Genomic DNA, 26,001 nt, shown 5'->3' with positions numbered 1-26,001 from the left:
GTCGCGCGGACAGTGCCTGCGCATGGCATCGGAAGACGCGCAGGCAGGCGCCGACCCGTCGCTGCGCCTGCGCCTGCAGTGTTCGTCCGCCGCGTCTGCACGCAACGCAGGCGACAGTGCGGCGGGCTTGCTCGCATGCGGCTCGCTGCACCGCGCAGGTCATCCGGTGATCGCTAACGGTTGCAGTGGCTCGAAAGAATCAGCCCGGCAAGCACTGCACCGGCACACTGGCTGCCATGCGCTGCCACGCCGGCTGCAGCGTCATGGCGTGGCGGACGGATTCGCGCAGCGGCTTTCGTCCAGCACCCGACGCATCTGCAAATAGCGCTGCTTGCGCTCGGCCGCTTGCGCCTCGTCGGAGAAGCGCCAGGTCGATTCGGCCTGCTCGGCACGCTGGCGCCAGGCCTCGCACAGGCTCTGGTCCGGCACCGGTGCGCAGCGGTCGGTGACCACTTCGCAGGCGCTGCCGCCGCCGGTTGCCGGCCCGCCCGCCAGGTTGGTGGTCTGCATCGGCAGGCAGCGCGTGGCCGGCTCGCGGTCTTCGGTGAAATAGCGCCCGTTGTCGTGCGCGGTGCATTCGAACAAGGGTGGCGGTGGCAGCGTGGAGGTCGAGGCCGCGGCAGGTGGCGTCGGTGCCGGCGTTGCAGCCGGGACGGCGGCGGGCACATCGGTCTTGGGCATGGTGGGGGGCTGCGCAGCGGGCGTGCTACGCGCAGGCGATGCTGCGCCTGATCCACCCGCCGTCAACGGCACCGCGGCCGGTGCCGTCATCAGTTTCTTCTGCTGCTGCATGCCTTTCGGGCAGGGCATGTTCTGCACGGTAAGCGCGCCGCTGGAGTCGGTGCACCGGTAGATCGCCACTTCCTGTGCGCCGGCCACCGAGGCACTCGCCAGCAATACCGCCCACGGCCAGCGCCTCATGCGCCGCCGCAATCGCGCTGCAGGCGCGCGTCGATACCGCGCTGTTCGCGGCTGAGATCCTGGCGCTCGCTCTGCAGGGCATTGTTGTAGCGGCGGATCAGTTCCCAGCGACGGTCGGCCAGGCGCGCGCAGACTTCCTGTTCGGGCAGGGCATGGCATTCGTCGCGGATCTGCACGTTGCCGTACGGCACGATCACCGTGCCGCCGTAGCCGCCGCCGTTGTAGCCGCCTTGATAGCCACCCTGATAACCGTCGCCGCCGAAGCTTGCGCTGCCGCGCAGGCTGCCACCCCGACCGGCGCTTCCCTGCACCGACATCGCCGGGCGTGGGCGGACCGAAATCGGCGGACGCTGGATGCCGCCGCCGCTGACCGGCGGGGCAATGCCGTTGCCCACATAGGCCGGGCCCCAGGTCGGCACCCAGCGCGGATTGCCTTCCGGGCTGTCGCTGGTATAGCGGTTGCCGTCTTCGGTGGTGCACTCGTACATCGGCTGTGGCGGCTGCACGGTGACGATGCGCACCTCGCGCGGTGGCTGCGTCGCGACGGCGGCCGGGGCGGCAACGGTGCGCTGCGGTTGCGGCGGCGGATCCTGCGGGCGCTGAAGGTCCAGCACCTGCTGGCGGCCGCTGCTGCATGGCGCATCCTGCAAGGCGACGGTGCCGGTGCTGCTGACGCAGCGGTAGATCCGCACATTCGGATCCGGTTTGCTGGCGGTACTGGCCGCCGACGCAGGCAGCGCGGTGGCCAGCAACAGAAGGGTCAGGACGGTACGCATGGCCGCAGTGTGCGCGTCTACCCGGCTGTGGGCAAAGGGGCAGGCGGTGTTCATGGCCAAGCGCGCCGACAGGCGGCGCGTGGCGGCTGCTCAGTCGCGCAGGATCTGTCCGCTGCGGGCGTCGCGGATCTGGGTCGGTTGCGCCAATGCGCCCACCTCGCCATCCGTCACCCCGTCGATGCTGGCCAGCAGGGCCGGGTCCAGCGCCTGTCGGCTGCGCGCGGGCGGTTCGCCGGCCAGGTTGGCGCTGGTGGACACCAACGGGCCGCCCCAGGCCGCACAGAGCGCGGCGACCAGCGGGTGTGCGCTGATGCGCACCGCCAGCCCGTCATGCGCGCCTGTGACCCAGCGCGGCGCCTGGGCGGTGATCGGCAGGATCCAGGTATGCGGGCCTGGCCAGCTGGCCAGCACCTCCTGCTTGCGGGCCGGCGCCAGTGCGTCCAGATCCACCCAGTCGTACAGCACATCCACGCTGGCGGCGACCACGATCACGCCCTTGTCGACCGGGCGGCGTTTGATCTCCAGCAGCCGCAGCACGGCGGCCTGCTGGCGCGGGTCGCAGCCCAGCCCCCACACCGCTTCGGTGGGATAGGCGATCACGCCGCCCCGGGTCAGGGTGGCGACGGCGCTGTCCAGGCTGAGCGTGTGCATGTGGCGGTCTTAGCTTGCGGCCTTGCTCGCGGTCTTCTTGACCACGCGCTTGCTGGCCTTCTTGGCAGCGGCCTTCTTGGCCGGCGCCTTCTTCGCCGCGGTCTTGGTGGCGGTCTTCTTTACCGCGGTCTTCTTGGCTGCGGCGTCCTTGGCCTCCTTGGCCGAATCCTTCACCGCGTTCTTCTTGAGCGTGGCCTTCTTGGCGCCGAAGCCCTTGCGCACTGGCTTGCCGGTGTCGGCCAGCAGCTGCTGCACTTCCTCGAACGTCAGCGACGCCGGCTCGCGATCCTTGGGGATCTTGCCATTGAGCTTGCCATCGCTGATGTACGGGCCGAAGCGGCCGTTGAGCACCTGGATGTCGCTGCCTTCGAAGTCCTTGATCACGCGGTTGCGCGCGATCTCTTCCTTCTCCTCGATCAGGAACACCGCGCGCGCCAGATCGATGGTGTACGGGTCGTCTTCCTTCTTCAGCGACGCATAGACGCTGCCGCGGCGCGCGAACGGGCCGAACCGGCCGATGCCGACGCTGACGTCCTGGTCCTTGTCCTGGCCCAGTGCGCGCGGCATCTTGAACAGCTCCAATGCGTCTTCGATGGAGATCGAGTAAATGCTCTGGCCTGGCCGCAGCGAGGCGAAGGTGGGCTTTTCCTCGTCTTCGACGGTGCCGATCTGCACCATCGGGCCGAACCGGCCGATGCGCGCGCTGACTTCCTTGCCGCTGACCGGGTCGGTGCCCAGTACGCGCACGCTGCCGGCGTCGGTCTTGTCCAGCGAATCCTTCTTGTCCTCGACCAGTTCCTTGAACGGGCCCCAGAACTTCTCCATCAGCGGGATCCACTCTTCCTCGCCACGCGAGACCGCATCCAGGTCGTCTTCGAGCTTGGCGGTGAAGTCGTAATCCACGTAACGGGTGAAATGCCCGGACAGGAACTTGGACACCGCGCGGCCCACGTCGGTGGGGCGGAAGCTGCGACCTTCCATTTCCACGTACTTGCGGAACTGCAGGGTCTGGATGATCGAGGCGTAGGTGGACGGCCGGCCGATGCCGTATTCCTCCAGTGCCTTGACCAACGCCGCTTCGGTGAAGCGCGGCGGCGGCTGGGTGAAATGCTGGTCGGTGACGATGCGGTCCAGCGGGATGTTGTCGCCGGCCTTCATCAGCGGCAGCTTGCGGCCTTCGTCCTCGTCCTCGCTGCTCTTGGTGTCCTTGCCTTCCTCGTAGACCGCCAGGAAGCCGGGCACCACCACGGTGGTGCCGCTGGCGCGGAACACGTGCTCGCTGCCGGCCGACAGATCGACGCTGACGGTGTTGAGCGTGGCCGGGATCATCTGGCAGGCCACGGCGCGGCGCCAGATCAACTCGTACAGGCGACGCTCGTCGTCGGACAGGAAGCGCGCCACCTGCGCCGGGGTGCGCAGCGCCGAGGTCGGACGTACCGCCTCATGCGCTTCCTGCGCGTTCTTGGATTTGGTGGTGTAGGCGTTGGGCTGGTCCGGCAACGAGGAGGTGCCGAAATCGCGCGCGATCACATCGCGGATTTCCGACAGCGCGTCCTGCGACAGGTTCACCGAGTCGGTACGCATATAGCTGATCAGACCGACCGAGCCTTCGTCGCCCAGCGCCACGCCTTCGTACAGCTTCTGCGCCACCTGCATGGTCTTGCGGGTGGTGAAGCCGAGCTTGCGCGAGGCTTCCTGCTGCAGCGTGGAGGTGGTGAACGGCGGGGCCGGGCGACGCTTGCGCTCCTTGCTGGCCACATCGGTGACATGCAGCACGCCTTGCGCGGCCTGCTGGATGCGCAGCCGCGCCGCTTCGGCGGTATCGCCGTCGGTGACGGTGAACTGCTCGAACTTCTGCCCGTCCAGCTTGATCAGGCGCGCATTGAACGGCTGCGACGGATGCCGGCAATGCGCATCGATGGACCAGTACTCGCGCGCGATGAAGGCTTCGATCTCTTCTTCGCGCTCGACGATCATGCGCAGCGCCGGCGACTGCACGCGGCCGGCCGACAGGCCGCGCTGCACCTTGCGCCACAGCACCGGCGACAGGTTGAAGCCGACCAGGTAGTCGAGCGCGCGACGGGCCTGCTGCGCATCGACCAGATCGGCCGCGATCGCGCGCGGCTTGAGCATGGCTTCCTTGATCGCACGCGGGGTGATCTCGGTGAACACCACCCGCTGCATCGTCTTGTCCTTGAGCAGCCCGCGCTCTTTCAGGATCTCGGCGATGTGCCAGCTGATCGCCTCGCCCTCGCGGTCCGGGTCGGTCGCCAGATAGATGTCGTCGGCGCTCTTGGCCGCGCGTGCAATGGCTTCGACATGCTTCTCGTTCTTTTCGATCAGGTCGTAGCGCATTGCGAAGCCGTTGTCCGGATCGACCGCGCCTTCCTTGGGGACGAGATCGCGCACGTGCCCATACGAGGCCAGGACGGTGAAGTCCTTGCCGAGGTATTTATTGATCGTCTTGGCCTTGGCAGGCGATTCGACGATGAGCAGGTGCTTGGGCATGGTGGCGAATTCTTTGGGCAGGGCCCGGGGGGCGGGTAGCGTGGCCTAATTGGCCGGTGGAGGGAAGCACATCGACCGTTTCCCACAGGTCAACGCCCGGGAAACGAGCCCGGGCGTTCAGTTCTCTTATTAGAAAGATCACGGCGGACGCCGCCGTGTCAAGCGGCCAGGGCTGCCAACTGCTAGCTCTGGCTCATTCCGATGGCGGCCAGCATGAAGCCCACCACCACCACCGAGATCACCAGCATCACCGCATAAATGGCCAGCACCACGATGGTGACCGTGTCCAGACCCCTGGATTGGCGCTCCGGGTGATCCGTAAACGCCCAGCGGTCCACCACCAGGGTGTCGCAGACCTTGTCGTGCGGAGCCTGCTTGCGCGCGGTCATGCCGGCCATGAACGCGGCCACGACCACGCCGATGCCCAGGGTGAGCACGCTGATCAGCATGTAGGCCAGGTAGCGCAGCACATTGCGCCAGAAACCGACCCGGCCGCCGTTGCTGTCGGCGCGCACCAGCTTGATGCCGCAGGCGAGCTTGCCCAGGCTGGCCTGGTGCCGGCTGGACTGCATCCAGGCGAAATACAGCGTCGGGATCGCCAGGCCGATGCCGTAGGACATCACCAGGATGGCGATGCTGAGCGCGCTGCCGTCGTCCAGCGCCGAGCCGGAATCACCCCGGCTGGTCGCCAGCGCCACGACGAACACCAGCGGGATCACGATCAGGTACACCGCAAAGCTGGTGATCAGGCTGTCCAGGATGCTGGCGGCCACGCGCCGCCACAGGCCGGCGTAGACGACCGGGGCATCGTGCAATGCGACGCTTGCCGCGGGCGCGGCGACGGAATCCCAGGCGCTTGGAAGCGGCGCGCCGGCCGGTGGTTGCGACACGGCATGCGCGGGTGTTGCAGGCGCGTGGGAGGTGTCGGTCAGGAGCGGGCTCGATGCCGCCGGGGTTGCCGCAGGGTCTGCCGGCGTGGTGGGCCACGCCGCTGGATCTGTCAGCGCAGCCTGCCCGCTCGGCGGACGCTGCAGGTGGTCGGCTACGGGAGGGTGATCGGCAAGGCCGGAGTCGGACCGCCCGAGCACAGCGTCTGCCGCCGGGCCGGCAAACGGCGCATCTGCGGCAGGCGTGTGATCCACCGCGACGCTGGTCGGGTGAACCGTCGCCTGCGGCTCACTGTGCGCAACGTGCACCGGCACATCTCCGACGCTCGGCGCGGCGGGCGCTGGAACGGCGCTGTCGATCCCCAGCTCGGCCATGACCTCGCCAAGTGCCACCCACTGCGGAAAGCCTTCGCGCCAGACCAGGCTGGATGCATCGATCAGGCCTTCCGACAGGCGCGCGCGAAGCGTGTCCGTGTCCACCGGCCCCTGGCGCTCGCGTTGTGCGTCGGCGTAATACCACTGCGTCATTGAAGTCCCCTTGCGTAAAGCGATTGACTAGCCGCGGCAGTCCGGCGGAAGTTGGTTGTCGTCGATCTCGGAGCTGCACTGCCAGCTGCCGGCGTCCGCGTCGAAATCCAGCCACAGCGCCTTGCCGTCGATCCTGGTCATTTTTGGCGCATGCAGTAGCGCCTCGACGCCGCACTCGGTGGTGTCGAAACGGCCGATCCGCACGCTGCTCAGGACATCGTTTGCATACTGCTCGGGCGCGAGAAAGCCGGCGTCGCCGTTGACCGGGCAACGGCCTTGCTGCGCGAGAAATTCGGCGATCTGCGGCTTCAGGGGCGTCAGCGCCGCGATCGCCTGGGCGACCTTGGTACGCGTGGTGTAGTCCTGGTACGCCGGCAGCGCGATCGCCGCCAGGATGCCGATCATCGCCACCAGCACGAACATGCCCACCACCGCGCCCAGCACCAACGCCAGCGGCCACCCCGGCCCGTTGCCAGGCAGGCGATGCGCTGACGAAGAGGGTGCACTGGCGGCTGCGTTGTGAACAGCCGCTGGCGGAACCGACGGCAGGGGCGGCGGCAGCGCTGCGGCGCGCAGATCGGTGGAAATCGGTGGCCCAAGCTCGTCGGCGCATGCAGACAGCGGCACCCATCGGGCAAATCCTGCGCGCCAGACCAGGGTGTCCAGTGCAATCGCGTGCTCGCGATACAGCGCCAGCAAGGCCTCGCCGGCCACCGGGCCACGCCGGTGGCGGTTGCCCTCGGCGTAATACCAACTACTCATTGCCGTCCCCTCGCACGCGTCCGTTGCGGCTTCCGCCTCAGTGTACGGGTTCAGGCTCGTCCAGGAACATCTGCGTTTCCATCCAGGCGTAGGCCGCTTCGGCACCCGGCTGGTTGAACAACACCATCAAGACCACCCATTTGAGGTCGTCCAGGTCCAGTTCGTCCTGGTCCAGCGCCATGGCGCGATCCAGCACCAGCTCGCGCTGGTCGGCGTCGAGGATGCGGTGTTGCTCCAGGAACAGCAGGAATCCACGGCAGTCCACATCGAGCTTGTCCAGCTCCGGGCCGTGGTAGATGCGTACCGGTCCATCGACATGCGGGCGCGCCACGCTTGGCCGCTGCTCGGAGAGCGCGTCCAGCCAATCGAAGGCTTTGCTGATTTCTGCGGGGCTGAAACCGGCCTGGATCAGGCCATTCTGAAGCGAGTCACGGTCGCGGACCAGGTCCGCATCTTCGCTGAAATAATGTTCGAACAGGTACAGCAGTACATCAAGAATGCTCTCTTTCATTGCCCCTCGGCCTGCGTCGCGCGACGCTGTGGAGGTGAAGAAACTAGGGATTGCGGGTATAGCGACCGTGCTCGGTGACCACGTCTCCCTCCAGTTCCATGATGAGCAGCATGGAGGACAGCGCGGCGGCCGTCAATCCGGTGCGTTCGACCAGGGAATCCATAGGGGTTGGGTCATGGCCCAGCGCCTGCCACAAGCGCTGGTAGTCCGGATCCGGGCGCGCCGGGCCGGCTTGCGGCGGTGTCCTGGCCTGATCAGTGGGGGCGGCCAGGCGCTGGCGCAAGGCGCTTGCCAGTTCGCCCGACAGCAGGCGCAGGCCGTCGATGACCTGGGCCGGCTCCTGGGCCAGGGTGGCGCCCTGCCGGATCAGGTGATGGCAGCCCCGCGCGAGCGGATTGTGCAGCGAGCCGGGCAGGGCGAACACCTCGCGCCCGGCCTCCGCCGCCAGCCGCGCGGTGATCAGCGCGCCCGAGCGCATGGCCGCTTCCACCACCAGGGTGCCCAGGGCCAGCCCGGCGATGATCCGGTTGCGGGCCGGGAAGTGCCCCGCGACCGGCCCGGTGCCGGGCAGGTATTCGCTGACCACCGCGCCACGCGCGGCGATGCGATCGCGCAGGGAGTGGTGATTTGCCGGGTAGGCCACATCCGCGCCGGTGCCCACCACCGCCACGGTGATGGCCCCGGCACGGCCAAGCGCGGCCTCGTGCGCGATCGCGTCCACGCCGGCGGCCATGCCACTGACGATGGCCAACCCGGCGCCGGCCAGGCCGGAGGCGAACGCGCGGGTGTGGTCGCGGCCCCCGGCGGTGGCGGAGCGGCTGCCGACCACGGCCACGCCCGGGTGCCAGAGCGCGTTCGGGTCGCCGTCCACGAACAGGGCCAGCGGCGGATTGACGATGTGGCGCAGCAGGGCGGGGTAGTCGGGATCGTTCAGGCCGATCAGGTGATGGCCGGGCTGCTCGCACCACTGCAGGGCGGCGTCAAGCGCGCGCGCATCGGGAGTCTGCAGCCGTGCCGCCTGCAACTCGTCGCAGCCGGCGGCAAGCCAGGCCTCGGGCCCGGCCGCCAGTAGCTCGGCCGGGCTGGCGAAGCAGTCCAGCAGCGCATGGCGCGGCGGGCTGCGGCCGCCCGCCAGGAGCAGGGTCAGGAGCGCGCGCAGGTCGGAAGTGGGGAGGGCCATACGTCCAGCCTGAACCGCAAACGCCGACGGCGCCCTCAGGCGCCGTCGTATTACCGCATCGGAATTTTCGCTTACTGCGCGTCGGGATGCTTGACGAAGTAGCCCAGGCCGGTCGGCTTGACGCTTTCCATCACCAGCGCATAGCTGACCTTGTCGAAGGTACGGAACACCATCGCGTGCGAGGCGTATTCGTCGGGCAGGCCGACGGTGGAGCCGGCCGGGCCGCTGAAGTCGTCGTCGGTCCGCGAGAAGCGCGAGTGCTTGACGCGGTCGCTGACCGTGCGGCCCTTGCGCCAGATCGAGAACACCGTGCCGTTGTTGATGCCTTCGCGGGCACCGCCGGAGATAGCGATCACGTCGCGGGTGCCGCCGACGGTGAAGGCATCGGAGATGGCCAGTACCCGCAATTCGGTCTGCAGGGCCTGTTCCGACGGCGGATGCGGGATGAACTGCAGGTCGTAGGGCTGCGCCTCGACGGCGACGATGCGATCGCCGGCGCGTACTTCGCGGCCGCTGTCCTGCAGCAGCAGGGTGGCCGCCTTGGAGTTGCCGCCCGCCGCGCTGCGCGTGATGGTGCCGACGTTGACCTGTGCCAGTTCGTAGCCGAGGAACTCGCGGCGCGTGCTCGGCGCGATGTAGTTCTTCCAGATGTTGCCGGCGCCTGCGGTGATGTTGCCGGCCGCATCGAGGTCTTCGTTGTGCTTGGGCAGGCTGAACTTCACCGTCGGGCGCACCACCGCAAAACGCTGGCCCGGCTGTGCATCGTCCAGGCCGACCACATAGGCCACCTGGCCGGTGGTGGCGCGCGTGCGGCCGCCTTCCAGGCCCACCACGTACGGCAGCTGGTCGAAGTCGTCGGTGACGCGCAGGTTCTTCAGGAACGGCTCGACATCGGCCAGCGGAATCGCATTGATCGGCGCTTCCTGGCGCGGACCGGGCTGGACGGTGCCCTTGGCGACGCGATCCAGGTAGGCCAGGCTGATCACGTCACCGGGATAGATCAGGTGCGGATTCTGGATCTGCGGGTTGGCCTGCCAGATTTCCGGCCACAACCAGGGTTTTTGCAGGAAACGTCCAGCGATGTCCCACAGGGTATCGCCCTTGCGGACCACGTAAGTCTCTGGATGCTCGCCCACCGCTTGCGCGGCAGCGTAGGTCGCGACGGTCAGCATCGCCGCAGCGACGACCGTACGAAGTCGGTTCAACATGAGTGCCTTCTTGCCTGATTCCCCAACAGGTCTGCGCACTATAGTCCAGAAACCGGGGCGTCACGCAAGCATTGCGCTAGAATGACAGCGTCTTGCCGGCGCAGCGCCGGTGTTCCCAGACGGGTAATCACATGGCTTTGCTCCCTATTCTCGAATTCCCCGATCCGCGGCTGCGCACCAAGGCCGTGCCGGTCGATGCTGCCGAGCTCACCAGCCCGGCATTCCAGACCCTGCTCGACGACATGTTCCAGACCATGTACGAGGCGCCCGGCATCGGCCTGGCCGCCAGTCAGGTGGACGTGCACAAGCGTTTCATGGTGATCGACGTCAGCGAGGAGAAGACGCTCCCGCAGGTGTTCATCAACCCGGAGATCGTGAGCAGGCAGGGCGAGCAGGTCTACCAGGAAGGCTGCCTGTCGGTACCGGGCATCTATGCCGACGTCGCCCGCGCCGATGCGATCACCGTGCGCTATCTCGACCGCCAGGGCAAGGCGCAGGAACTGAGCACCGACGGCCTGCTGGCGGTGTGCATCCAGCACGAGATGGACCATCTGGACGGCAAGTTGTTCGTCGATTACCTGTCGCCGCTCAAGCGCGAAATGGTGCGCAAGAAACTGGCCAAGCAGCGTAAGCACGTGGCCTGAGGGCAGGGATTGGGGAGTTGGGATTGGGGATTGGTGAAGCGGGTTTTCTGGCTGCTTGCCGGTCCGTTGGTCCCACGCTCAATCGCTAGGCGCGGGGCTATGCGTGTGATTGGGCGATGGCGCAGGCCGTCGCTGCACGCGCTCCGCGTACACGGATGGAGCGACACGTCGGGACCTGGGATATGGGATTGGCCAGCCACTGCGGTGTTGCCCAAGCCCCCTGCTGCGAATCCCGATGCCCGAATCCCCATTCCCCGCCGCTGCCACTCCCCAATCCCCACTCCCGAATCCCCGCCCTATGAGAATCGTATTCGCCGGTACGCCGGATTTTGCCGTCGCCTCGTTGCGCGCAGCCGCGCAGCGGCATGAAGTGGTGGCGGTCTACACCCAGCCGGATCGGCCGGCCGGCCGTGGCCGCGGGTTGACGCCGTCGCCGGTCAAGCTGGAGGCGATTGCGCGCGGCATCCCGGTCTTCCAGCCGCAAACGCTGCGCTCGTCGGAGGCGCTGGCCACGCTACGCGCGCTCAATGCCGATCTGATGGTGGTGGTGGCCTACGGCCTGATCCTGCCCAAGGCAGTGCTGGCCGCGCCGACCCATGGCTGCTGGAACGTGCATGCCTCGTTGTTGCCGCGCTGGCGTGGCGCCGCGCCGATCCAGCGCGCGATCGAGGCCGGCGATACCGAAACCGGCGTCTGCCTGATGCAGATGGAAGCCGGGCTGGATACCGGCCCAGTGCTGCTGTCGCAGCGGCTGGCCATCGGCGAGCAGGAAACCGGCGGGCAGCTGCACGATCGCCTGGCCGCGCTGGGCGCGCAGGTGCTGGCCGATGGCCTGGGCCTGCTGCGTGCCGGCATCCGCCCGGTGGCGCAGCCGCAGCCGGCCGAGGGCGTGACCTATGCGCACAAGCTGGACAAGACGCAGGCGCGGCTGGACTGGACCCAGCCGGCGCAGGAGCTGGCGCGGCGGGTACGCGCGTTCAATCCATGGCCGGTGGCCGAGGCGGTCCTGGCCGGCGAGCGCGTGCGCCTGCATGGTGCGGTGGCGCTGGAGCTGGCCCATCAGCAGGCGCCGGGCACCCTGCTCGCCGCCAGCAAGCAGGGCATCGACATCGCCTGCGGGCAGGGCGCGCTGCGGGTGCGCGTGCTGCAGCGCGAGGGCGGCAAGGCGATCACCGCTGCCGACTACCTCAACGCGCGCCGCGACCTGCCGGCGCTGCGCTGATGTCGGCAGAGACCGCAACCGCCGGCGTTGGCTCGCGTCTGGCCGCGGCACGGGTGCTGACGGCGGTGTTCGACCAGGGCCGCTCGCTCAAGGCCGAACTGGCCGCGACCTTGCCCGGTCTTGCTGATCCACGCGACCGCGCGCTGGTGGAGGCGATCTGCTTTGCGGTGCTGCGCCGCCGCCCGGCCTATGACGTGGCATTGCGGCAGTGGCTGGAACGCCCGCTGCCGCCGCGCGACGCGGAACTGAAAGCGCTGCTGATGGCCGGCTTCGCCCAGCTCGACGTGCTGCAGCTGCCCGCGCACGCGGCCTTGTCGGCCACCGTGGACGCGTGCCGCGCGCTGGGCCGGCCGCGGCAGGCCGGCATGGTCAACGCGATCCTGCGGCGCGCCCAGCGCGAGGGGTTTCCAGCGGTGTCCGCCGATGCGGGCTGGCCGTCCTGGCTGCGCAAGCAACTGCGCGCCGATTGGGGCGAGCAGGCCGAACGCATCTTCGTGGCCAGCGCGCAGATGGCGCCGATGTGGCTACGCGTGCAGCGCGCGCGGATCGACCCGGCCGGCTATGTCGCCCGGCTGGCCGCGCTGGGCATCGGCGCGGACACCGATGCGCTGTTGCCGGATGCGGTGCGTCTGCGCGGGGCGGTGCCGGTGAGCCAGTTGCCGGGCTTTGCCGACGGCGATGTCTCGGTGCAGGACGGCTCTGCCCAGCAGGTTGCCGATGCGCTGGCGCTGGCGCCATCTGCACGCGTGCTCGATGCCTGCGCGGCGCCCGGCGGCAAGGCCGCGCATCTGCTGGAACGTCATCCTGGCCTGCAGCTCACCGCGCTGGATGTGGATGCGCGCCGGCTGGAGCGGGTGCAGCAGACCTTGCAGCGCACCGTGCCGGCCGCGCAGGTGACCTTGCACACCGCTGACGCAGCCGATACCGCCGCATGGTGGGACGGCCAGCCGTTCGATGCGGTGCTGCTGGATGCGCCGTGTTCGGCCACCGGCGTGGTGCGCCGTCAGCCCGACGTGCTGCTGCATCGCCGTGCCGACGATATCGACGCCTTGTGCGCGTTGCAGGCGCGTCTGCTCGATGCCACCTGGCGCACGCTGCGGCCGGGCGGGCAGCTGCTCTACACCACCTGTTCCCTGCTGGCGCGCGAGAACCAGGCGCAGGTGCAGGCATTCCTGCAACGCACTGCCGATGCGCAGGCGCAGCCGCTGGGCGCGCAATTCGGTCATGCGGCCGGTGCCGGACGCCAGCGTTTTCCCGGCGAGCAGCACTGCGACGGTTTTTTCTACGCGCTTTTGCTAAAAGCGTCCTGACCGCGCGCCGATCCCGGCGCTCCACCTGTGCATCCACTGCCGCCCGTCATGCTCAAGACTCGTGCTTCCAAGGATTTCTGGCTGCTGGCCATCACCGCCGTTCTGGTGATCGGTGCCGGCCTGGGACTGCGCGACCCCTGGCCGTCGGACGAGCCGCGGTTTGCACTGGTCGCCAAGCAGATGGTGATGAGCGGCGACTGGCTGTTCCCGCATCGCGGCAACGAGCTGTATTCGGACAAGCCGCCGATGCTGATGTGGCTGCAGGCGCTGTTCTACACGCTGCTGGGCAACTGGCGGGTGGCGTTCCTGCTGCCGTCGCTGCTGGCGGCGCTGGGCACGCTGGCCTGCGTGTACGACCTGGGGCGGCGCCTGTGGACCCGGCGTGTGGGCGCGTATGCGGCGTGGATGCTGTTGTTCACGCTGCACTTCACCTTCCAGGCCAAGAAGGCGCAGATCGATCCGCTGGTGGTGTTCTGGATCACCCTGGCCAATTACGGGTTGCTGCGCCATCTGTTGCTGGGGCCGGCCTGGCGTTGGTGGACGCTGGGCTGGTTTGCCGCCGGGCTGGGCGTGATCACCAAGGGGGTCGGCATCATCGCCCTGCTGATGCTGATCCCGGCCGGCATCGCGGCGGCGCGCGGCTGGCCGGGCGTGCGCGTGCATGTGCGCGATCGGCGTTTCTGGCTGGGGCCGCTGTTCTTCTTCGTCGCGATCCTGCTGTGGTTCGTGCCGATGATGGTGACCGCGCTGACTGCCGGCCAGCCCGAGTACCGCGTCTATCTCAACGACATCCTGCTGCGCCAGACCGCCAAGCGCTATGCCAATTCCTGGGATCACGCGCAGCCGGTCTGGTACCACTTCAAGGGCATGGCCACGATGTGGCTGCCGACCATCCTGGTGCTGCCCTGGGCGATCCCGGCCTGGTGGCGCCGGCTCAAGCGACGCGATGCGCGCTATCTGTTGCCGCTGGCCTGGTGGCTGCTGGTGCTGGTGTTCTTCACCATTCCCAGCGGCAAGCGCGATGTGTACATCCTGCCGGCGCTGCCGATGTTCTGCCTGGCGCTGGCGCCGCTGGCGGCAGGCCTGCTGCGTCGCGCCGGGGTGCAGCGGCTGCTGTTCGGATTCGTGCTGCTGCTGACGGTGGCCTTCGCTGCCGGCGGCGCGGCGATGCTGATCGGGCACCCGGGCTTCGAGCAGAAGATCATGGACAGCCGCGGGGTCGGCAGCGAGGCCACCGACCCGCTCGGCTGGCTGCTGCTGGCGGTCGGTCTGTGGGGCGTGGCCAGCCTGTTGCTGCTGCGGGTGCGCCGCTCCGCGCTTGCCGCTGCATCGCTGCTGGGCGCGTGGTGGGTGGCGTTCGGCCTGGTCTGCTATCCGATCTTCAACGACTCCAGTTCGGCGGGCGCGGTGATGCGCGAGGCCGGGCGCCGGATCGGCCCGGACGCGCAGCTCGGGCTGGTGGCCTGGAAAGAGCAGAACCTGCTGATGGCCGACCGCCCCGCGCAGACCTTCGGCTTCAAGGTGCCGTGGGAACAACAGCTGCAGCGCGCGGTGGCCTGGCAGGCAGAGCGTCCCGATCGACGTTGGCTGATGGCGCAGGAGACCGCGCTGCTGGCCTGCGTGGACCGCAGCCGCAGCCAGATGGTGGGGGTGGCCAACCGCCGTCGCTGGTGGCTGGTGCCGGCCGATGCCGTGCACGGCAGCTGCGTGGCGAGTTCCGAGCAGCGGGCAGTGGAAGCGCAGGAGCAGGGCAACCTGGACACCGAATGAGCCGGCGCAGCGCAGGTGTCTGCCGCGATCGGCGGCCCGTCAATGCCGTCGCCGGCCGCTGTCTAGCATGGATTCATGCGGGGCATCGTTAGCTTGGCCGGCGTCGCTGACGCGTGTCGCCCGATGTCACCCCCACTTGCCACCGATGTCTGAATGAATTCCTTGCCCACCCAGCCCGCTGCGCTTTCCTCGTCGGCCCCCATCGCGTCACCCGCAGGTGTGGGCATCGCCGAACTGGGCGTGTTCGCGTTGACCGCGCTGGTGGTCAGCATGCCGAGCGGATTGCTGCCGTTCGGGCTGTGCCTGTTGCTTGGCTCGCTGGTGGGTTGGCGCAGCCTGCGCGCAGGCGTTGCCATGCGCCCCTGGTCGCTGCGTGCGCTGGGGTGGTTGGCCGCGGCGGTGATCGCGATGTCGCTGTTGTCGATCGTGCTGTTCGAGCACGGGCTGCGCGATGTCGACAACCGCTCGCGCTTTCTGGTGCTGCCGTGGGCGGCGGTGTGGGCGTACGCACTGCGGCCGCGCCAGGTCTGGCTATGGCGTGGCGCGCTGGCCGGCGTGTTCGCGGCAATGTTGATCGCCATGCTGCAGGTGATGAACGGTGCCGACCGCGCGGAAGGCTGGACCAATGCGATTGTATTTGCCGATATCGCGCTGATGTTGCTGGTAGTGGCGGTGTTCTGCCGCCCGCCTGGCAAGGTGCGCTGGCTGGTGGGCGCGGCCATCGCCACGGTGGTGGTGATCGTGCTCAGCGGCAGCCGCGGGGTGTGGTTGTCGCTGCTGGTGACCTTGGGCGTGCTGATCTGGGGCGCGCCCTGGCAGAGCGCACGCATGCGCTTGCTGACCTTCGTCGGCAGTGCGGTGCTGGCGGTGGGCGTGGTGCTCAGCGTGCCGGCGTTGACCCAGCAGATGCGCCTGGGCGAGTTGCAGAGCGACCTGCAGCGCTATGAGGTCGGCGACAGCGACTCCTCCGCCGGTGCCCGGATCGAGCGCCTGCACGTGGCCTGGGACACCTTGCGCGCGCATCCGCTCACCGGCATCGGCGTCGGGCGCTTCGACGATGCGATGCGCGAGCTGCCGGTGTGCGCCGGCGACACCTGGCTGCTGCGCTGCCATCTGGGCCATGCGCACAACGATCTGGCCGAGTGGGGCGCCACCCAGGGCGTGCCGGGCCTGTTGCTGCTGTTTGCGGTCTACGGGGTGCCGTTATGGGTCTTCGCGCGGCTGCATCGCCGCAGCGGCCAGCGCCAGTTCCGCGGACCGGCCGCGGCCGGGGTGATGATCGTGGTGAGCTATGCGCTGTGCGGACTGACCCAGTCGATGTTTGCGCACCAGGTGTCGGCCAGCTTCTATACGGCGATGGTCGGTGTGCTGGTCGGGCTGGCAGCGCGTCAGGCGCAGGAGTTCCCGGCTCGAGCGGCCGACAAGGTCTAGCAAGCGGGCTTGCGGTGGCGGTGGGTTATTCGCTCGTCACCGGAATTGACGTGGTGGACTGCCGGCTTCGAGCGCGTCTTGCGCCGACGTAGCGGCGAGCGCAGTCGTGTTGCTGACCGCTCTCAGTCGCCGCGCCGCTCGTCCGCACGCGGCGGGTCCTGCACCGGCTGGTTGTGCTGCAGCAGCCACAGCATGATGGTCTTCTGGCGCACGTAGTTGGCGCGCACGTAGGCATAGATCAACCCGCGCCAGCCATCGCGAAACCCGCCGCGCAGCAGGTAGCCGCGCCAGAAGCGCCAGGCCGGCGCCAGCACCAGCTTGCTCCAGGTCGCGCGTTTGCCGCGGGCGTGGTCGTGTTCGGCCATCATCTGCGCGTAGCGCTGGGTCTTGGCCAGTTGCTGCGCCAGTGAGCGGTACGGGTAGTGGATCAGATCGCCGGCCAGGGTCACCACTGCACCGTCGACACTGGCCGCCTCGTGGATCTCGCGCTTGCCGCGCCAGCCGCCGCGGCGTCGATCGAACAAGCGCAGCACCCGATCCGGATAGGCATTGCCATGGCGCAGGAACCGGCCGAAATAATCCGACAGCCGTGCGAAGCGATAGCCTGCGGCATTGGCAAAGCCGCCATCGCGCGCGGCAACGATCGACGCCCGCAAGGCATCGCTGACGCGTTCGTCGGCATCCAGGCACAGCACCCAGTCGTGGCTGGCCTGCGCAACGCAGAACGCCTTCTGGCTGCGGTAGCCATCGAAGGCACGCTGCAGGACGCGTGCCCCGTGCGCGGTGGCCAGCGTCACGGTGGAATCGGTGGAGCCGGAGTCCACCACCACGATCTCGTCGCAGAACGCCAGCGAGCGCAGGCAGTCGCGTAGGCGATCGGCCTCGTTGAACGCGATAATGCAGGCGCTGATGCGCGGCCGTTCGTCGGGTGCGGTCGAAGAGGACATGTGATGGCTCAATACCTGCTGTTCGCAACGGAACGTTACGCGTTGCCTATTCTGGCGCCATTGGCGCAGGCATTACAGGCCCGCGGGCACGCCGTGTCGGCGTGGTTCGAGGGCGGTGCGCGCGGGCTGGTGTTGCCGGAGGTGCGCGAGGTCGGCCTGCGCGAGGCGCTGGCGTTGCGTCCGCGTGCGGTGTTCAGCGCGGCCAACTGGGTGCCGCCGTTCATTGCGGGCGCCAAGGTGCAGCTGTTCCATGGGTTCAACGTGCAGAAACGCGAAGACAACCGCGGGCACTTCCGCGTGCGCGGATTGTTCGATCTGTATTGCACGCAGGGCTCGGCCACCACGGCGCCGTTTCGCGCGCTTGCCGAGCGCGAAGGGCATTTTGCCGTGGTCGAAACCGGCTGGCCCAAGCTCGACCCGGTGTTCCGCGACGATGGCGGCCGCAGCGCTGCACTGCGCGCGCCCGCCAACGGGCGCCCGGTGATCCTGTTCGGCTCCACGTTTACCGAGCGCTTGAGCGCTGCGCCCGCGCTCTACGACGAGATCGCCGCCGATATCGCACGCGGTGCGCATTACTGGCTGCTGACGCTGCATCCGAAGTGCGCGCCGGAGCTGTTCGATCGCTATCGCGCGCTGGCCGGGCCGCATGCCCGCTTTGTCGAACCCGAAGAAGTGATGGCCGCGCAGCGTGCGGCCGATGTGCTGGTGTCGGATACCTCGTCGATCGTGTCCGAGTTCGTGGTGCAGCACAAACCGGTGGTGACCTTCCGCAACCGCGTGCCGCAGCCGCATATGCTGGACTTCCAGCAGCCCGGGCAATTGCCGCAGCAGCTGGCGCGCGCGCTGGCACCGGATGCGTCGCTGCGCGATGCGCTCGCCCGTTATGCCGACGCGATCCACCCGTACCGCGACGGGCAGTCGTCGGAGCGGGTGATGGCAGCGACCGAGGACTTCATCGCCGGCAAGCTCGGCCCACTGCGGCGCAAGCCGCTGGGCGCAGTGTGGCGAGGCCTGCAGATCCGCCGCGAACTCGGATACTGGGGCCCGGCACAACGCTGATCGCTGCGAGTTGCGCATCGACGAGATAACGCTGCCAATCAGCACTTCACCCAATCCCGATTCCCGACTCCCCAATTCCGATTCCCAATCACCAACGCAGCTTGCGCCGCGCCAACGCGGCACCCAACTGCGCCTGCAGTGCCTGCGCCTGCGCCAACGGCACGAAGCGCAGCCGCAACCCCGGGCCGGCCGCGCTGGCGCCGGCAGTGTCCAGCCACAGCGTTGCGGTGCCGGACAGACGGTCCAGCGGCGAGCGTTGCAGTTGCAGCGCCTGCAGCTTGTCCAGCTCGGCCAGCCGCCACCAGCGTTTCCACCAGCCACCGCGCACGGCGACAAACCGTGCATCCACCGCGTAGCCCATGCGGTGCACCTGGCGATGCGCCTTGAATGCGCTCCACGGCAACCACAGCAGCAACCACGCCGCCTGGTTGCCGAATTGCCAGGCCAGGCCGATCACCAGCGGCAGCAGCAACAGCAGCGTGGGCAGACTCAAGCGCCACCAGCAATGCGTGGCGATCGCCTGCCACTGTGCCGGCGGCCAGGCGATCCCCGGCAGCAGGCGCTGCAACAAGGCATCGCAGCGCTGCGGGTCGGCAATCGGTGCAAGCTCCTTCAATGCGCTGCCTTCGCGGTCGGCGCTGCCGGCTACTGCAGTCTCCACCCGCAACTGGCGACGGCCGAACAGGCGATGCAGGCGGCTTTCGTACAGCGTCCACGACTGGATGCGCCGCAGCGCCACACTGCTGCGGATGCGCGTCAGCAGGCCGCGCTCCACGGTGAGGCGGCGCTCGGATTGGCTGAGATGGAAGCCGTGGTACTGCGCCACCGCCAGCGCCACCGACAGCGCGCGCATCGCGACCAATACGGCCAGGGCGCCCAGCACCACCAACGCGGCGGTCACCGCCGCCCCCGGATGGATCTGGCTGACGTAGCGGTACGCCAGCTCGCCGTTGTGTTCGACGAAGTTGGACACGGTGCGGCGCGGAATCATCTGGTAGATCACGCCGAAGCTGGCAGCCACCACCACCATGCCGCGGTTGGAGATCAGCCCCAGCCGGATCACTTCGCCCAGCGGCAGACGCAGTAGCGTGTTGCTGTCGGCCTCGATCTGCGGCGTGCCGGCATCGGCGTCATGCGTGCGGCGACGGATCAGGTCTTCCAGCGCCAGTGCCTGGTCCAGCCGCAGCACGCGCATTTCCGCTTCGGGCTTGTGGCCGCCGGCCGATTCCAGGCGCACCTCGGCCACGTTGGCCAGCCGGTGCAGCAGCGATTGATGCACCACCACGTTATGGATGCGCGCGAACGGGATATCGCGCCGGCTGCGTTCCAGCAGCCCACTGCGGATCGCCACGCCATCGGTGCCGATGCGGTAGCGATAGGTGAAATAGCGCAGCACCGAGATTGCCACCAGCACTGCCATCACCACGCCGGTGGCGATGTGGTCGGCCGAGTCGCGGCTGCCATCGCGGCTGCCGAACAGCACCAGGGCCGCCAGCGGAATCAGGAACTGGCGGATCTGCTGCAACAACACGAACACCCACGACAGCGGATGCAGGCGCTGCTCGTCCTGGCCGGAGTGTTCGATGGCGCTCACAGCGCGTCGTCGTCGTGATCGAGCTGGCGGGCGAGGCGGTCGCGCAGGCGTTCGGCATCGCCCTGATCCAGGCCGGACAAGGCCACCGCGTTGAGCCGGCTGCCGGCGGTATGCACCACCAGCGTGGTCAGCCGGGTGGCGCGTTCGATCGGGCCGCGGCGCAGGTCCACGTGCTGCACGCGCGAAATCGGAATGCGCGTGTCGCTCTGCCACAGATGGCCGCGTTGCAGCGCCAGGCCGTGCTGGTCGAGTTTCCAGTGGGTGAGCCGATGCCGTTTGACCGCGAACCACGCACCCAGCAGCGCGGCCACCACGGTCACGCCCAGCACCACCGGCCAGTCATGCCAGGCGTGCAGCACGGCGACGGTTGCGCCGGCGGCGATCAGCCCGGCACATCCGCCGCCCAGCGCGCCGTTGACGCCGGCCACATACGCACCGCGTTGCGGTAGCGGTTGCCACTGGGTGTGGTCCACCGCCGGAGCCTGTGCCGGCGCGGCAGCGACGATGACCTCGGGGTGCGGCGGTGGAGCGTCGTGCACAAGGTTGGCCTGCAGGAGCGGTGCGCAAGCATAGCCGGGCGCCGCGGACGGGCGCATCCGGCGCAGCGGCGCTTACTGCGCGGCCAGAATCAGCGCGTCCACATCCAGCGCATGCCCGGCACGCGCGGCCTTGGTGCGCAGGTACTGCTCGTTCTCCGGAGTGATGTCGCCGGTCACCGGGATGCGGTCTTCGACCGCGATGCCGGCCGCACGCAGGCGCTCGGCCTTGGCGGGATTGTTGGTCAGCAGCCGGATCCGGCCGATGCCCAGACCGCGCAGCATCGCCACCGCACTGCCATAGCGGCGCTCGTCCGGGCCGAAGCCCAGTTGCGCGTCGGCATCGATGGTGTCCAGGCCGGCATGCTGGTAGCCGTACGCGCGCATCTTGGCGGCGATGCCGGTGCCGCGGCCTTCCTGATCCAGATACAGCAGCACGCCGCCGCCGAGTTCCTTCAGCTTGGCCAGGCCATGCCGCAGCTGGTCGCCGCAATCGCATTTGAGCGAACCGAACAGATCGCCGGTCAGGCAGGAGGAATGCACGCGCACCGGCACTGCCGCCGACAGGTCGGGCTGGCCGACCACGATCGCCACCTGGTCGCGCTGCGCCACTCCGCCACGAAACACCACGAACTCGCTCATCCCCAGCCCGCGCAACGGCACCGGCGTGCGGGTGACCAGCTCGTAGCCGGCCGCGGCGGATTTGGCGCAGCCGCTGCCCAGATCGTCCAGTGCCAGCGACTGGCAACCGGCGAAGGCGGCGTGGTCATCCGCGTCGTGCAGTTCCACGGCCAGCATCGCCGGCAGCAGCAGTCCCAGCCGCGCGATTTCCACCGCGCCGGCATCCAGCGCATCGCCCGGGGTCCATTGCGTCGGTACCGGGGTGTCGCGCAGGTAGGCCAGGGCAGCGAGCTGGTCGTAGTCGTGTTCGACCAGCGCCACACGTGCGCCTTGCGGCGCGCTCAGGCCCAGCACCTGGGCGCGGGTCGGGGTGACGAACAGATAGTGCCGCCCCTGTGCCGCACGCGCGAAGGCCGCGTAGGACTGCGCGGTGCTGCTGTCCAGCGCCAGCACCGCGCGCGCCTGCCCGTTGGCCGCCGTCAGCAGCACCGGGCGGCCGGCGCGCAGCTCGGAGGCGGCGCGCTCGCAACGGATCGCGGCCGGATCACCGAAGGCCTGCGCGCTGGGGGAGGGGACGGGGCTGCTCATGCACGACTCCAGATGGGGATTGCCACGGCCGCTTCAAGGCGGACGCCGCCGCGGCCGTTGCCTGCCGCGTGCGGTCATTGTCGCGTGGTTCGCAAGCGCCAGTCGCCACGGCCGGGTGGAACGCTGCATCCAGCGCCCGCCGTTTGAGTTGCGCGGCAGGCGTGGATTGGTTGCGTACCGGCTGCGTTGTTCATCGCCCGGCAATGCCTTTTAATCCCAAGACCCTCTGCCCGCACCGGACCCCATGTCTCTTATCGACTGCAGCGAAGACCGCCACGCCAGCGCCATCCTGGAGATCTTCAACGACGCCATCGCCAACTCGACCGCGTTGTACGACTACAAGCCGCGGCCACCGGAGAGCATGGTCGGCTGGTTTGCGACCAAGCGCGCGGGCGGCTTTCCAGTGATCGGGGTGGAAGCTGCCGACGGCAGCCTGATGGGGTTCGCCAGCTACGGCACCTTCCGCGCCTGGCCGGCGTTCAAGTACAGCGTGGAGCATTCGATCTACGTGCACCGCGACCACCGCGGCAAGGGGCTTGGACGCCTGCTGTTGCAGGGCGTGATCGCGGCGGCGGAACAGCGCGGCGTGCATGTGCTGGTCGGCGGCATCGATGCCAGCAATCAGGCCAGCATCGCCCTGCACGAACAGTTCGGCTTCACCCATGCCGGCACCGTGCGCGAGGCCGGTTTCAAGTTCGGCCGTTGGCTGGACCTGGCGTTCTATCAGCGCATCCTCGCCACGCCGGCCGCTCCGCACGACGATTGAGCCGCCGGCAACGCCGCGCCATGCGCGGGCGGCTCCGTCTTTAGGCAGCCGGCGTCAGTGCGGATGCCGCTCGGTCGCATACGGATTGGGCTCGCCGCTGCCCGGCGGGCGCAGCGTGTAGCGCTTGTAGGTCCATTGATATTGCGCCGGGTCGCGCCGGGCGATCTGTTCGATGCCCGCGTTGAGCGCGCTGGCGGCGCGCACCGGGTCGGCGTCGGCCACTGCCGGGTCGGCCGGCTGCACATGCAACGCGAATTGCAGGTCGCCGCCGGCACGTTCGCACCAGCCATACAGCACGATCGCGCCGGTGCGCTCGGCCAGTCGGTTGACCAGGGTCATGGTCAGGGCGGGGATGCCGAAGAACGGCGCAAACACGCCATCGCCCATTTTCGGCTGCTGGTCGGGCAGGATGCCGACCGCGCCACCGTCCTTGAGCACCTTGAACAACTGCCGCACCGCCGGGCCTTCGGCACGCACCTGGCGCACGTTGTCGCCGCCGCGGGCCAGTTGCAGGAAACCGTCCACCGCGTCCGATTCGGGCGGGCGATACACGATGGCGATCGGCCCGCGTTCGGACAGCCACTGGTTGAGCAGCTCCCAGTTGCCGAAGTGCGGCGCGGCCACGATGACACCACGCCCGGAAGCCAGTGCGGCATCGTAGAGCGCCTGGCCATTGCGTTGCAGCCGGGCCAGGTTCTCGGCCGGCGGGCGGGTCCAGGTGCGCAGCACTTCCAGCGTCTGCCGCGCGGTCGACCGCAGCACCTGCGCATGCAGCTGCGCGCGCTGGCCGGCATCCAGTTCCGGGTACGCCAGTTCCAGGTTGCGGCGTGCCACGCGCGCCTCGCGCGCATTGAGCTTGCGCCAGCTCCAGGCCAGCGCGTCGGCCACACGTTTGAGCAACGGCCACGGCAGGCGGCCCACGGTGGCGGCGGTGGCGTAGAGCAGGCGAGCGCGAACATCGGGTTTCATCCGCGCAATTCTAAACAGCGCGGCCGGCGATGACCCGCGCGTGACAGTGCCAACCGTGCTGGGCATGCTGCGCGGCACAGTTTGCTGCCGGAGAGTGCCCATGCTTGCGCTGATCCAACGTGTCACCCGCGCCGCCGTCACGGTCGATGCGCAGACCGTCGGGCAGATCGGTCCCGGGCTGCTGGCCCTGGTCGGGGTCGAACCCGGCGACAGCGACGCGCAGATCCGGCGCCTGGCCGAGCGCCTGCTCGGCTACCGCGTGTTCGCCGACGACGCCGGCAAGATGAACCGCTCACTCACCGACACCGGCGGCGGCCTGCTGCTGGTCAGCCAGTTCACCCTGGCCGCAGACACCAGTTCCGGCAATCGCCCCGGCTTCAGCACGGCCGCACCGCCGTCGGAGGCTGAACGGGCGTTCAATCAATTGGTGGCGATCTGCCGGCAAAAACATCGCGGCGGGGTGGAAACCGGGCGCTTTGGTGCCCATATGGTTGTCGACCTGGTCAACGATGGCCCGGTGACCTTCCTTCTCAGACCCTAGAAACCCACGTCCACCAGCGGTCCTGTCTTGAATCCGGCAGACCGGGCTTCACGCTGGTATAATGCTAGGTTCTCTTTCCAATCTCAAAGCCGGTGGCGCGAGCACTCATGGCCAACGAACGTCCTGCCCAGCAATCCGACATCAAGCTACTGATCAGCAAGGGCCTGGAACAGGGCTATCTGACCTACGCCGAAGTCAATGACCACCTGCCCGACGACCTGGTCGACCCGGAGCAGATCGAAGACATCATCAGCATGATCAACGGCATGGGCATCGATGTCCATGAAGTTGCCCCCGATGCTGAAACCCTGTTGCTCAACGATGGCAACACCGGCAACCGCGAGGTTGACGACACCGCAGCCGAAGAAGCTGCCGCCGCGCTGACCGCGCTCGACACCGAAGGTGGCCGCACCACCGACCCGGTGCGCATGTACATGCGCGAAATGGGTACGGTCGAGCTGCTGACCCGCGAAGGCGAAATCGCCATCGCCAAGCGTATCGAAGAAGGCCTGAGCCAGGTCCAGGCAGCGCTGGGCGTGTTCCCGCTGTCGACCGAAATGCTGCTGGCCGATTACGAAGCGCATAAGGAAGGCAAGAAGCGTCTGGCCGAGATCGTGGTCGGCTTCAACGACCTGATCGAAGAAGCCGACGCCGCCGCTGCTGCGCTGGCCGCCGCCGGCCCGGTCGCCGTGGACGAAGATGCGGTCGATGAAGACGACGACGAAGACGGCGATGACGACGCTGCCGAGGAAGAGGCCGGCCCGACCGGTCCGGACCCGGTGGAAGTGGCCACGCGCATGGAGAACCTGGCCAACGAATACGCCAAGTTCAAGAAGATCTATGCCAAGAACGGCGCCGAGCACAAGCTGGTGGTCAAGGCGCGCGAAGACATGGCCGCCATCTTCACCACGCTCAAGCTGCCGCTGCCGCTGACCGATGCGCTGGTCACCCAGCTGCGTGGCGTGGTCAACGGCATCAAGGATCACGAGCGCAAGGTGCTGCACCTGGCCACCACCGTGGCACGCATGCCGCGCAAGGATTTCATCCGCTCCTGGGAAGGCAACCAGACCAACCTGGAATGGGTGGAAGACGCACTCAAGCGCAAGCAGAAGTGGTCGTCGGCGCTGCGCGACGTCAAGGACCAGATCGTCTCCGAGCAGCAGGGCTCGATCGAGATGGAGAAGGCCAACTACCTGACCCTGGGCGAGATCAAGGAGATCAGCCGCGCGATGGCCTATGGCGAAGCCAAGGCACGCAAGGCCAAGAAGGAAATGGTCGAGGCCAACCTGCGCCTGGTCATCTCCATCGCCAAGAAGTACACCAACCGCGGCCTGCAGTTCCTCGACCTGATCCAGGAAGGCAACATCGGCCTGATGAAGGCCGTGGACAAGTTCGAATACCGCCGCGGTTACAAGTTCTCGACGTATGCGACGTGGTGGATCCGTCAGGCCATCACCCGTTCGATCGCCGATCAGGCGCGCACCATCCGTATTCCGGTGCACATGATCGAAACGATCAACAAGTTGAACCGCATTTCCCGCCAGATGCTCCAGCAGTTCGGCCGCGAGGCCACGCCGGAGGAGCTGGCCAAGGAAATGGACATGCCCGAGGACAAGATCCGCAAGGTGATGAAGATCGCCAAGGAGCCGATCTCGATGGAAACCCCGATCGGCGACGACGAGGATTCGCATCTGGGCGACTTCATCGAGGACACCAACGTGGAGTCCCCGATCGACAACACCACCAACATCAATCTCTCCGAGACGGTGCGGGACGTGTTGGCAGGGCTGACCCCGCGCGAGGCCAAGGTGCTGCGGATGCGCTTCGGTATCGACATGAATACCGATCACACGCTGGAAGAAGTGGGCAAGCAGTTTGACGTCACCCGCGAGCGGATCCGTCAGATAGAGGCCAAGGCGTTGCGCAAACTGCGTCACCCGAGCCGTTCGGAACAGCTGCGCTCGTTCCTGGACATCGACTGATCCGGTAGCCGTATCGGTGCAGTGATCACACAACAGCCCCGCACATGCGGGGCTGTTGCGTTGTGGGGCATGCTGCGCGCTATGCTTGC

General features: G+C 68.1%; 23 protein-coding genes. 9 read left to right on the top strand and 14 right to left on the bottom strand.

All coding sequences use genetic code 11. The features are described from left to right. Nucleotides 1–261: 261 nt before the first annotated feature. The 9 genes from DGN21_RS17665 to DGN21_RS17625 all read right to left on the bottom strand — a co-directional run bounded on the left by DGN21_RS17665 (nt 262) and on the right by DGN21_RS17625 (nt 9,932). Nucleotides 262–921, bottom strand: a complete 660-nt coding sequence (locus DGN21_RS17665) for a DUF4124 domain-containing protein (protein WP_126966520.1) — start codon at nt 919–921, stop codon at nt 262–264. Then, nucleotides 918–1,697 (bottom strand): DUF4124 domain-containing protein, encoded by a 780-nt coding sequence (locus DGN21_RS17660; RefSeq protein WP_126966521.1) that lies wholly within the window; start codon nt 1,695–1,697, stop codon nt 918–920. Before DGN21_RS17660 ends, DGN21_RS17665 begins: the two co-directional genes overlap by 4 nt. A gap of 90 nt (nt 1,698–1,787) precedes the next feature. Further along, nucleotides 1,788–2,348 carry a Sua5/YciO/YrdC/YwlC family protein gene (locus DGN21_RS17655; RefSeq protein WP_126966522.1) on the bottom strand — a complete coding sequence of 187 codons (561 nt, stop codon included), beginning with the start codon at nt 2,346–2,348 and terminating at the stop codon, nt 1,788–1,790. Between the two features lie 9 nt (nt 2,349–2,357). Further along, the gene (locus DGN21_RS17650; protein WP_126966523.1) at nt 2,358–4,856 is read right to left on the bottom strand and encodes a DNA topoisomerase I; all 2,499 of its coding nucleotides are present in this window, start codon (nt 4,854–4,856) and stop codon (nt 2,358–2,360) included. A gap of 182 nt (nt 4,857–5,038) precedes the next feature. Next, entirely contained in the window at nt 5,039–6,271 is a 1,233-nt protein-coding gene (locus DGN21_RS17645) for an RDD family protein (protein WP_126966524.1), read from the bottom strand. Nucleotides 6,272–6,298: 27 nt separating this feature from the next. Continuing rightward, a complete protein-coding gene (locus DGN21_RS17640) occupies nt 6,299–7,033 on the bottom strand; it encodes a pilin (RefSeq protein ID WP_126966525.1) in 735 nt (244 codons plus the stop codon). A gap of 37 nt (nt 7,034–7,070) precedes the next feature. Beyond that, nucleotides 7,071–7,544: a DUF494 family protein gene (locus DGN21_RS17635; RefSeq protein ID WP_003484452.1), complete on the bottom strand. Its 474-nt coding sequence runs from the start codon at nt 7,542–7,544 to the stop codon at nt 7,071–7,073. Nucleotides 7,545–7,587: 43 nt separating this feature from the next. Further along, entirely contained in the window at nt 7,588–8,724 is a 1,137-nt protein-coding gene (gene dprA / locus DGN21_RS17630) for a DNA-processing protein DprA (protein WP_024938527.1), read from the bottom strand. A 71-nt stretch (nt 8,725–8,795) separates the two neighbouring features. Next, nucleotides 8,796–9,932: a LysM peptidoglycan-binding domain-containing protein gene (locus tag DGN21_RS17625; protein WP_104575567.1), complete on the bottom strand. Its 1,137-nt coding sequence runs from the start codon at nt 9,930–9,932 to the stop codon at nt 8,796–8,798. A 131-nt stretch (nt 9,933–10,063) separates the two neighbouring features. Between DGN21_RS17625 and def the strand changes: the two genes are divergently transcribed. From def to DGN21_RS17600, 5 genes are all read left to right on the top strand, one after another. Further along, a complete protein-coding gene (gene def, locus DGN21_RS17620; RefSeq protein ID WP_024938525.1) occupies nt 10,064–10,576 on the top strand; it encodes a peptide deformylase in 513 nt (170 codons plus the stop codon). 298 nt (nt 10,577–10,874) lie between these two features. Beyond that, nucleotides 10,875–11,798, top strand: coding sequence for a methionyl-tRNA formyltransferase (gene fmt / locus DGN21_RS17615; RefSeq protein WP_102255868.1), 924 nt, complete (start codon nt 10,875–10,877; stop codon nt 11,796–11,798). Further along, complete coding sequence (rsmB, locus tag DGN21_RS17610; RefSeq protein ID WP_215825008.1) at nt 11,798–13,108, top strand: 16S rRNA (cytosine(967)-C(5))-methyltransferase RsmB; 1,311 nt, start codon at nt 11,798–11,800, stop codon at nt 13,106–13,108. Before fmt ends, rsmB begins: the two co-directional genes overlap by 1 nt. A gap of 48 nt (nt 13,109–13,156) precedes the next feature. After that, on the top strand, nt 13,157–14,878 hold the full coding sequence (locus DGN21_RS17605; protein WP_102580479.1) for a glycosyltransferase family 39 protein: 1,722 nt from the start codon (nt 13,157–13,159) through the stop codon (nt 14,876–14,878). A gap of 153 nt (nt 14,879–15,031) precedes the next feature. Then, the gene (locus DGN21_RS17600) at nt 15,032–16,309 is read left to right on the top strand and encodes an O-antigen ligase (protein WP_126966527.1); all 1,278 of its coding nucleotides are present in this window, start codon (nt 15,032–15,034) and stop codon (nt 16,307–16,309) included. Nucleotides 16,310–16,431: 122 nt separating this feature from the next. Here the strand turns inward: DGN21_RS17600 and DGN21_RS17595 are convergent, their stop codons facing one another. After that, nucleotides 16,432–17,256: a glycosyltransferase family 2 protein gene (locus DGN21_RS17595; protein WP_126966528.1), complete on the bottom strand. Its 825-nt coding sequence runs from the start codon at nt 17,254–17,256 to the stop codon at nt 16,432–16,434. Between DGN21_RS17595 and DGN21_RS17590 the strand changes: the two genes are divergently transcribed. After that, a complete protein-coding gene (locus tag DGN21_RS17590; RefSeq protein WP_126966529.1) occupies nt 17,257–18,315 on the top strand; it encodes a CDP-glycerol glycerophosphotransferase family protein in 1,059 nt (352 codons plus the stop codon). It abuts the gene before it with no gap. 88 nt (nt 18,316–18,403) lie between these two features. Here the strand turns inward: DGN21_RS17590 and DGN21_RS17585 are convergent, their stop codons facing one another. The 3 genes from DGN21_RS17585 to ribA all read right to left on the bottom strand — a co-directional run bounded on the left by DGN21_RS17585 (nt 18,404) and on the right by ribA (nt 21,654). Further along, nucleotides 18,404–19,909, bottom strand: a complete 1,506-nt coding sequence (locus tag DGN21_RS17585; protein WP_126966530.1) for a PH domain-containing protein — start codon at nt 19,907–19,909, stop codon at nt 18,404–18,406. After that, the gene (locus DGN21_RS17580) at nt 19,906–20,382 is read right to left on the bottom strand and encodes a PH domain-containing protein (protein WP_024938517.1); all 477 of its coding nucleotides are present in this window, start codon (nt 20,380–20,382) and stop codon (nt 19,906–19,908) included. The genes DGN21_RS17585 and DGN21_RS17580 overlap by 4 nt, the downstream gene beginning before the upstream one ends. Nucleotides 20,383–20,520: 138 nt before the next feature. After that, a complete protein-coding gene (gene ribA, locus DGN21_RS17575; RefSeq protein ID WP_016902497.1) occupies nt 20,521–21,654 on the bottom strand; it encodes a GTP cyclohydrolase II RibA in 1,134 nt (377 codons plus the stop codon). A 244-nt stretch (nt 21,655–21,898) separates the two neighbouring features. Between ribA and DGN21_RS17570 the strand changes: the two genes are divergently transcribed. Continuing rightward, nucleotides 21,899–22,420: a GNAT family N-acetyltransferase gene (locus DGN21_RS17570; protein WP_047129480.1), complete on the top strand. Its 522-nt coding sequence runs from the start codon at nt 21,899–21,901 to the stop codon at nt 22,418–22,420. Between the two features lie 54 nt (nt 22,421–22,474). Here DGN21_RS17570 and DGN21_RS17565 read toward each other — a convergent pair whose 3' ends face one another. After that, the gene (locus tag DGN21_RS17565) at nt 22,475–23,491 is read right to left on the bottom strand and encodes a lauroyl acyltransferase (protein ID WP_024938516.1); all 1,017 of its coding nucleotides are present in this window, start codon (nt 23,489–23,491) and stop codon (nt 22,475–22,477) included. Between DGN21_RS17565 and dtd the strand changes: the two genes are divergently transcribed. Together dtd and rpoD are read left to right on the top strand one after the other, a co-directional pair. Continuing rightward, nucleotides 23,490–23,930: a D-aminoacyl-tRNA deacylase gene (dtd, locus tag DGN21_RS17560; protein ID WP_104608183.1), complete on the top strand. Its 441-nt coding sequence runs from the start codon at nt 23,490–23,492 to the stop codon at nt 23,928–23,930. The two genes, DGN21_RS17565 and dtd, sit on opposite strands and share 2 nt — an antisense overlap. Nucleotides 23,931–24,037: 107 nt before the next feature. Further along, on the top strand, nt 24,038–25,912 hold the full coding sequence (rpoD, locus tag DGN21_RS17555; RefSeq protein WP_016902493.1) for an RNA polymerase sigma factor RpoD: 1,875 nt from the start codon (nt 24,038–24,040) through the stop codon (nt 25,910–25,912). The last annotated feature ends 89 nt before the right edge of the window (nt 25,913–26,001 follow it).

It is taken from the genome of Xanthomonas sp. MLO165, assembly GCF_018831305.1.
Taxonomy (GTDB): Bacteria; Pseudomonadota; Gammaproteobacteria; order Xanthomonadales; family Xanthomonadaceae; genus Xanthomonas; species Xanthomonas arboricola.
The sequence above is the reverse complement of the archived record's forward strand: the minus strand, read 5'-3'. Positions and strand labels throughout refer to the sequence as shown.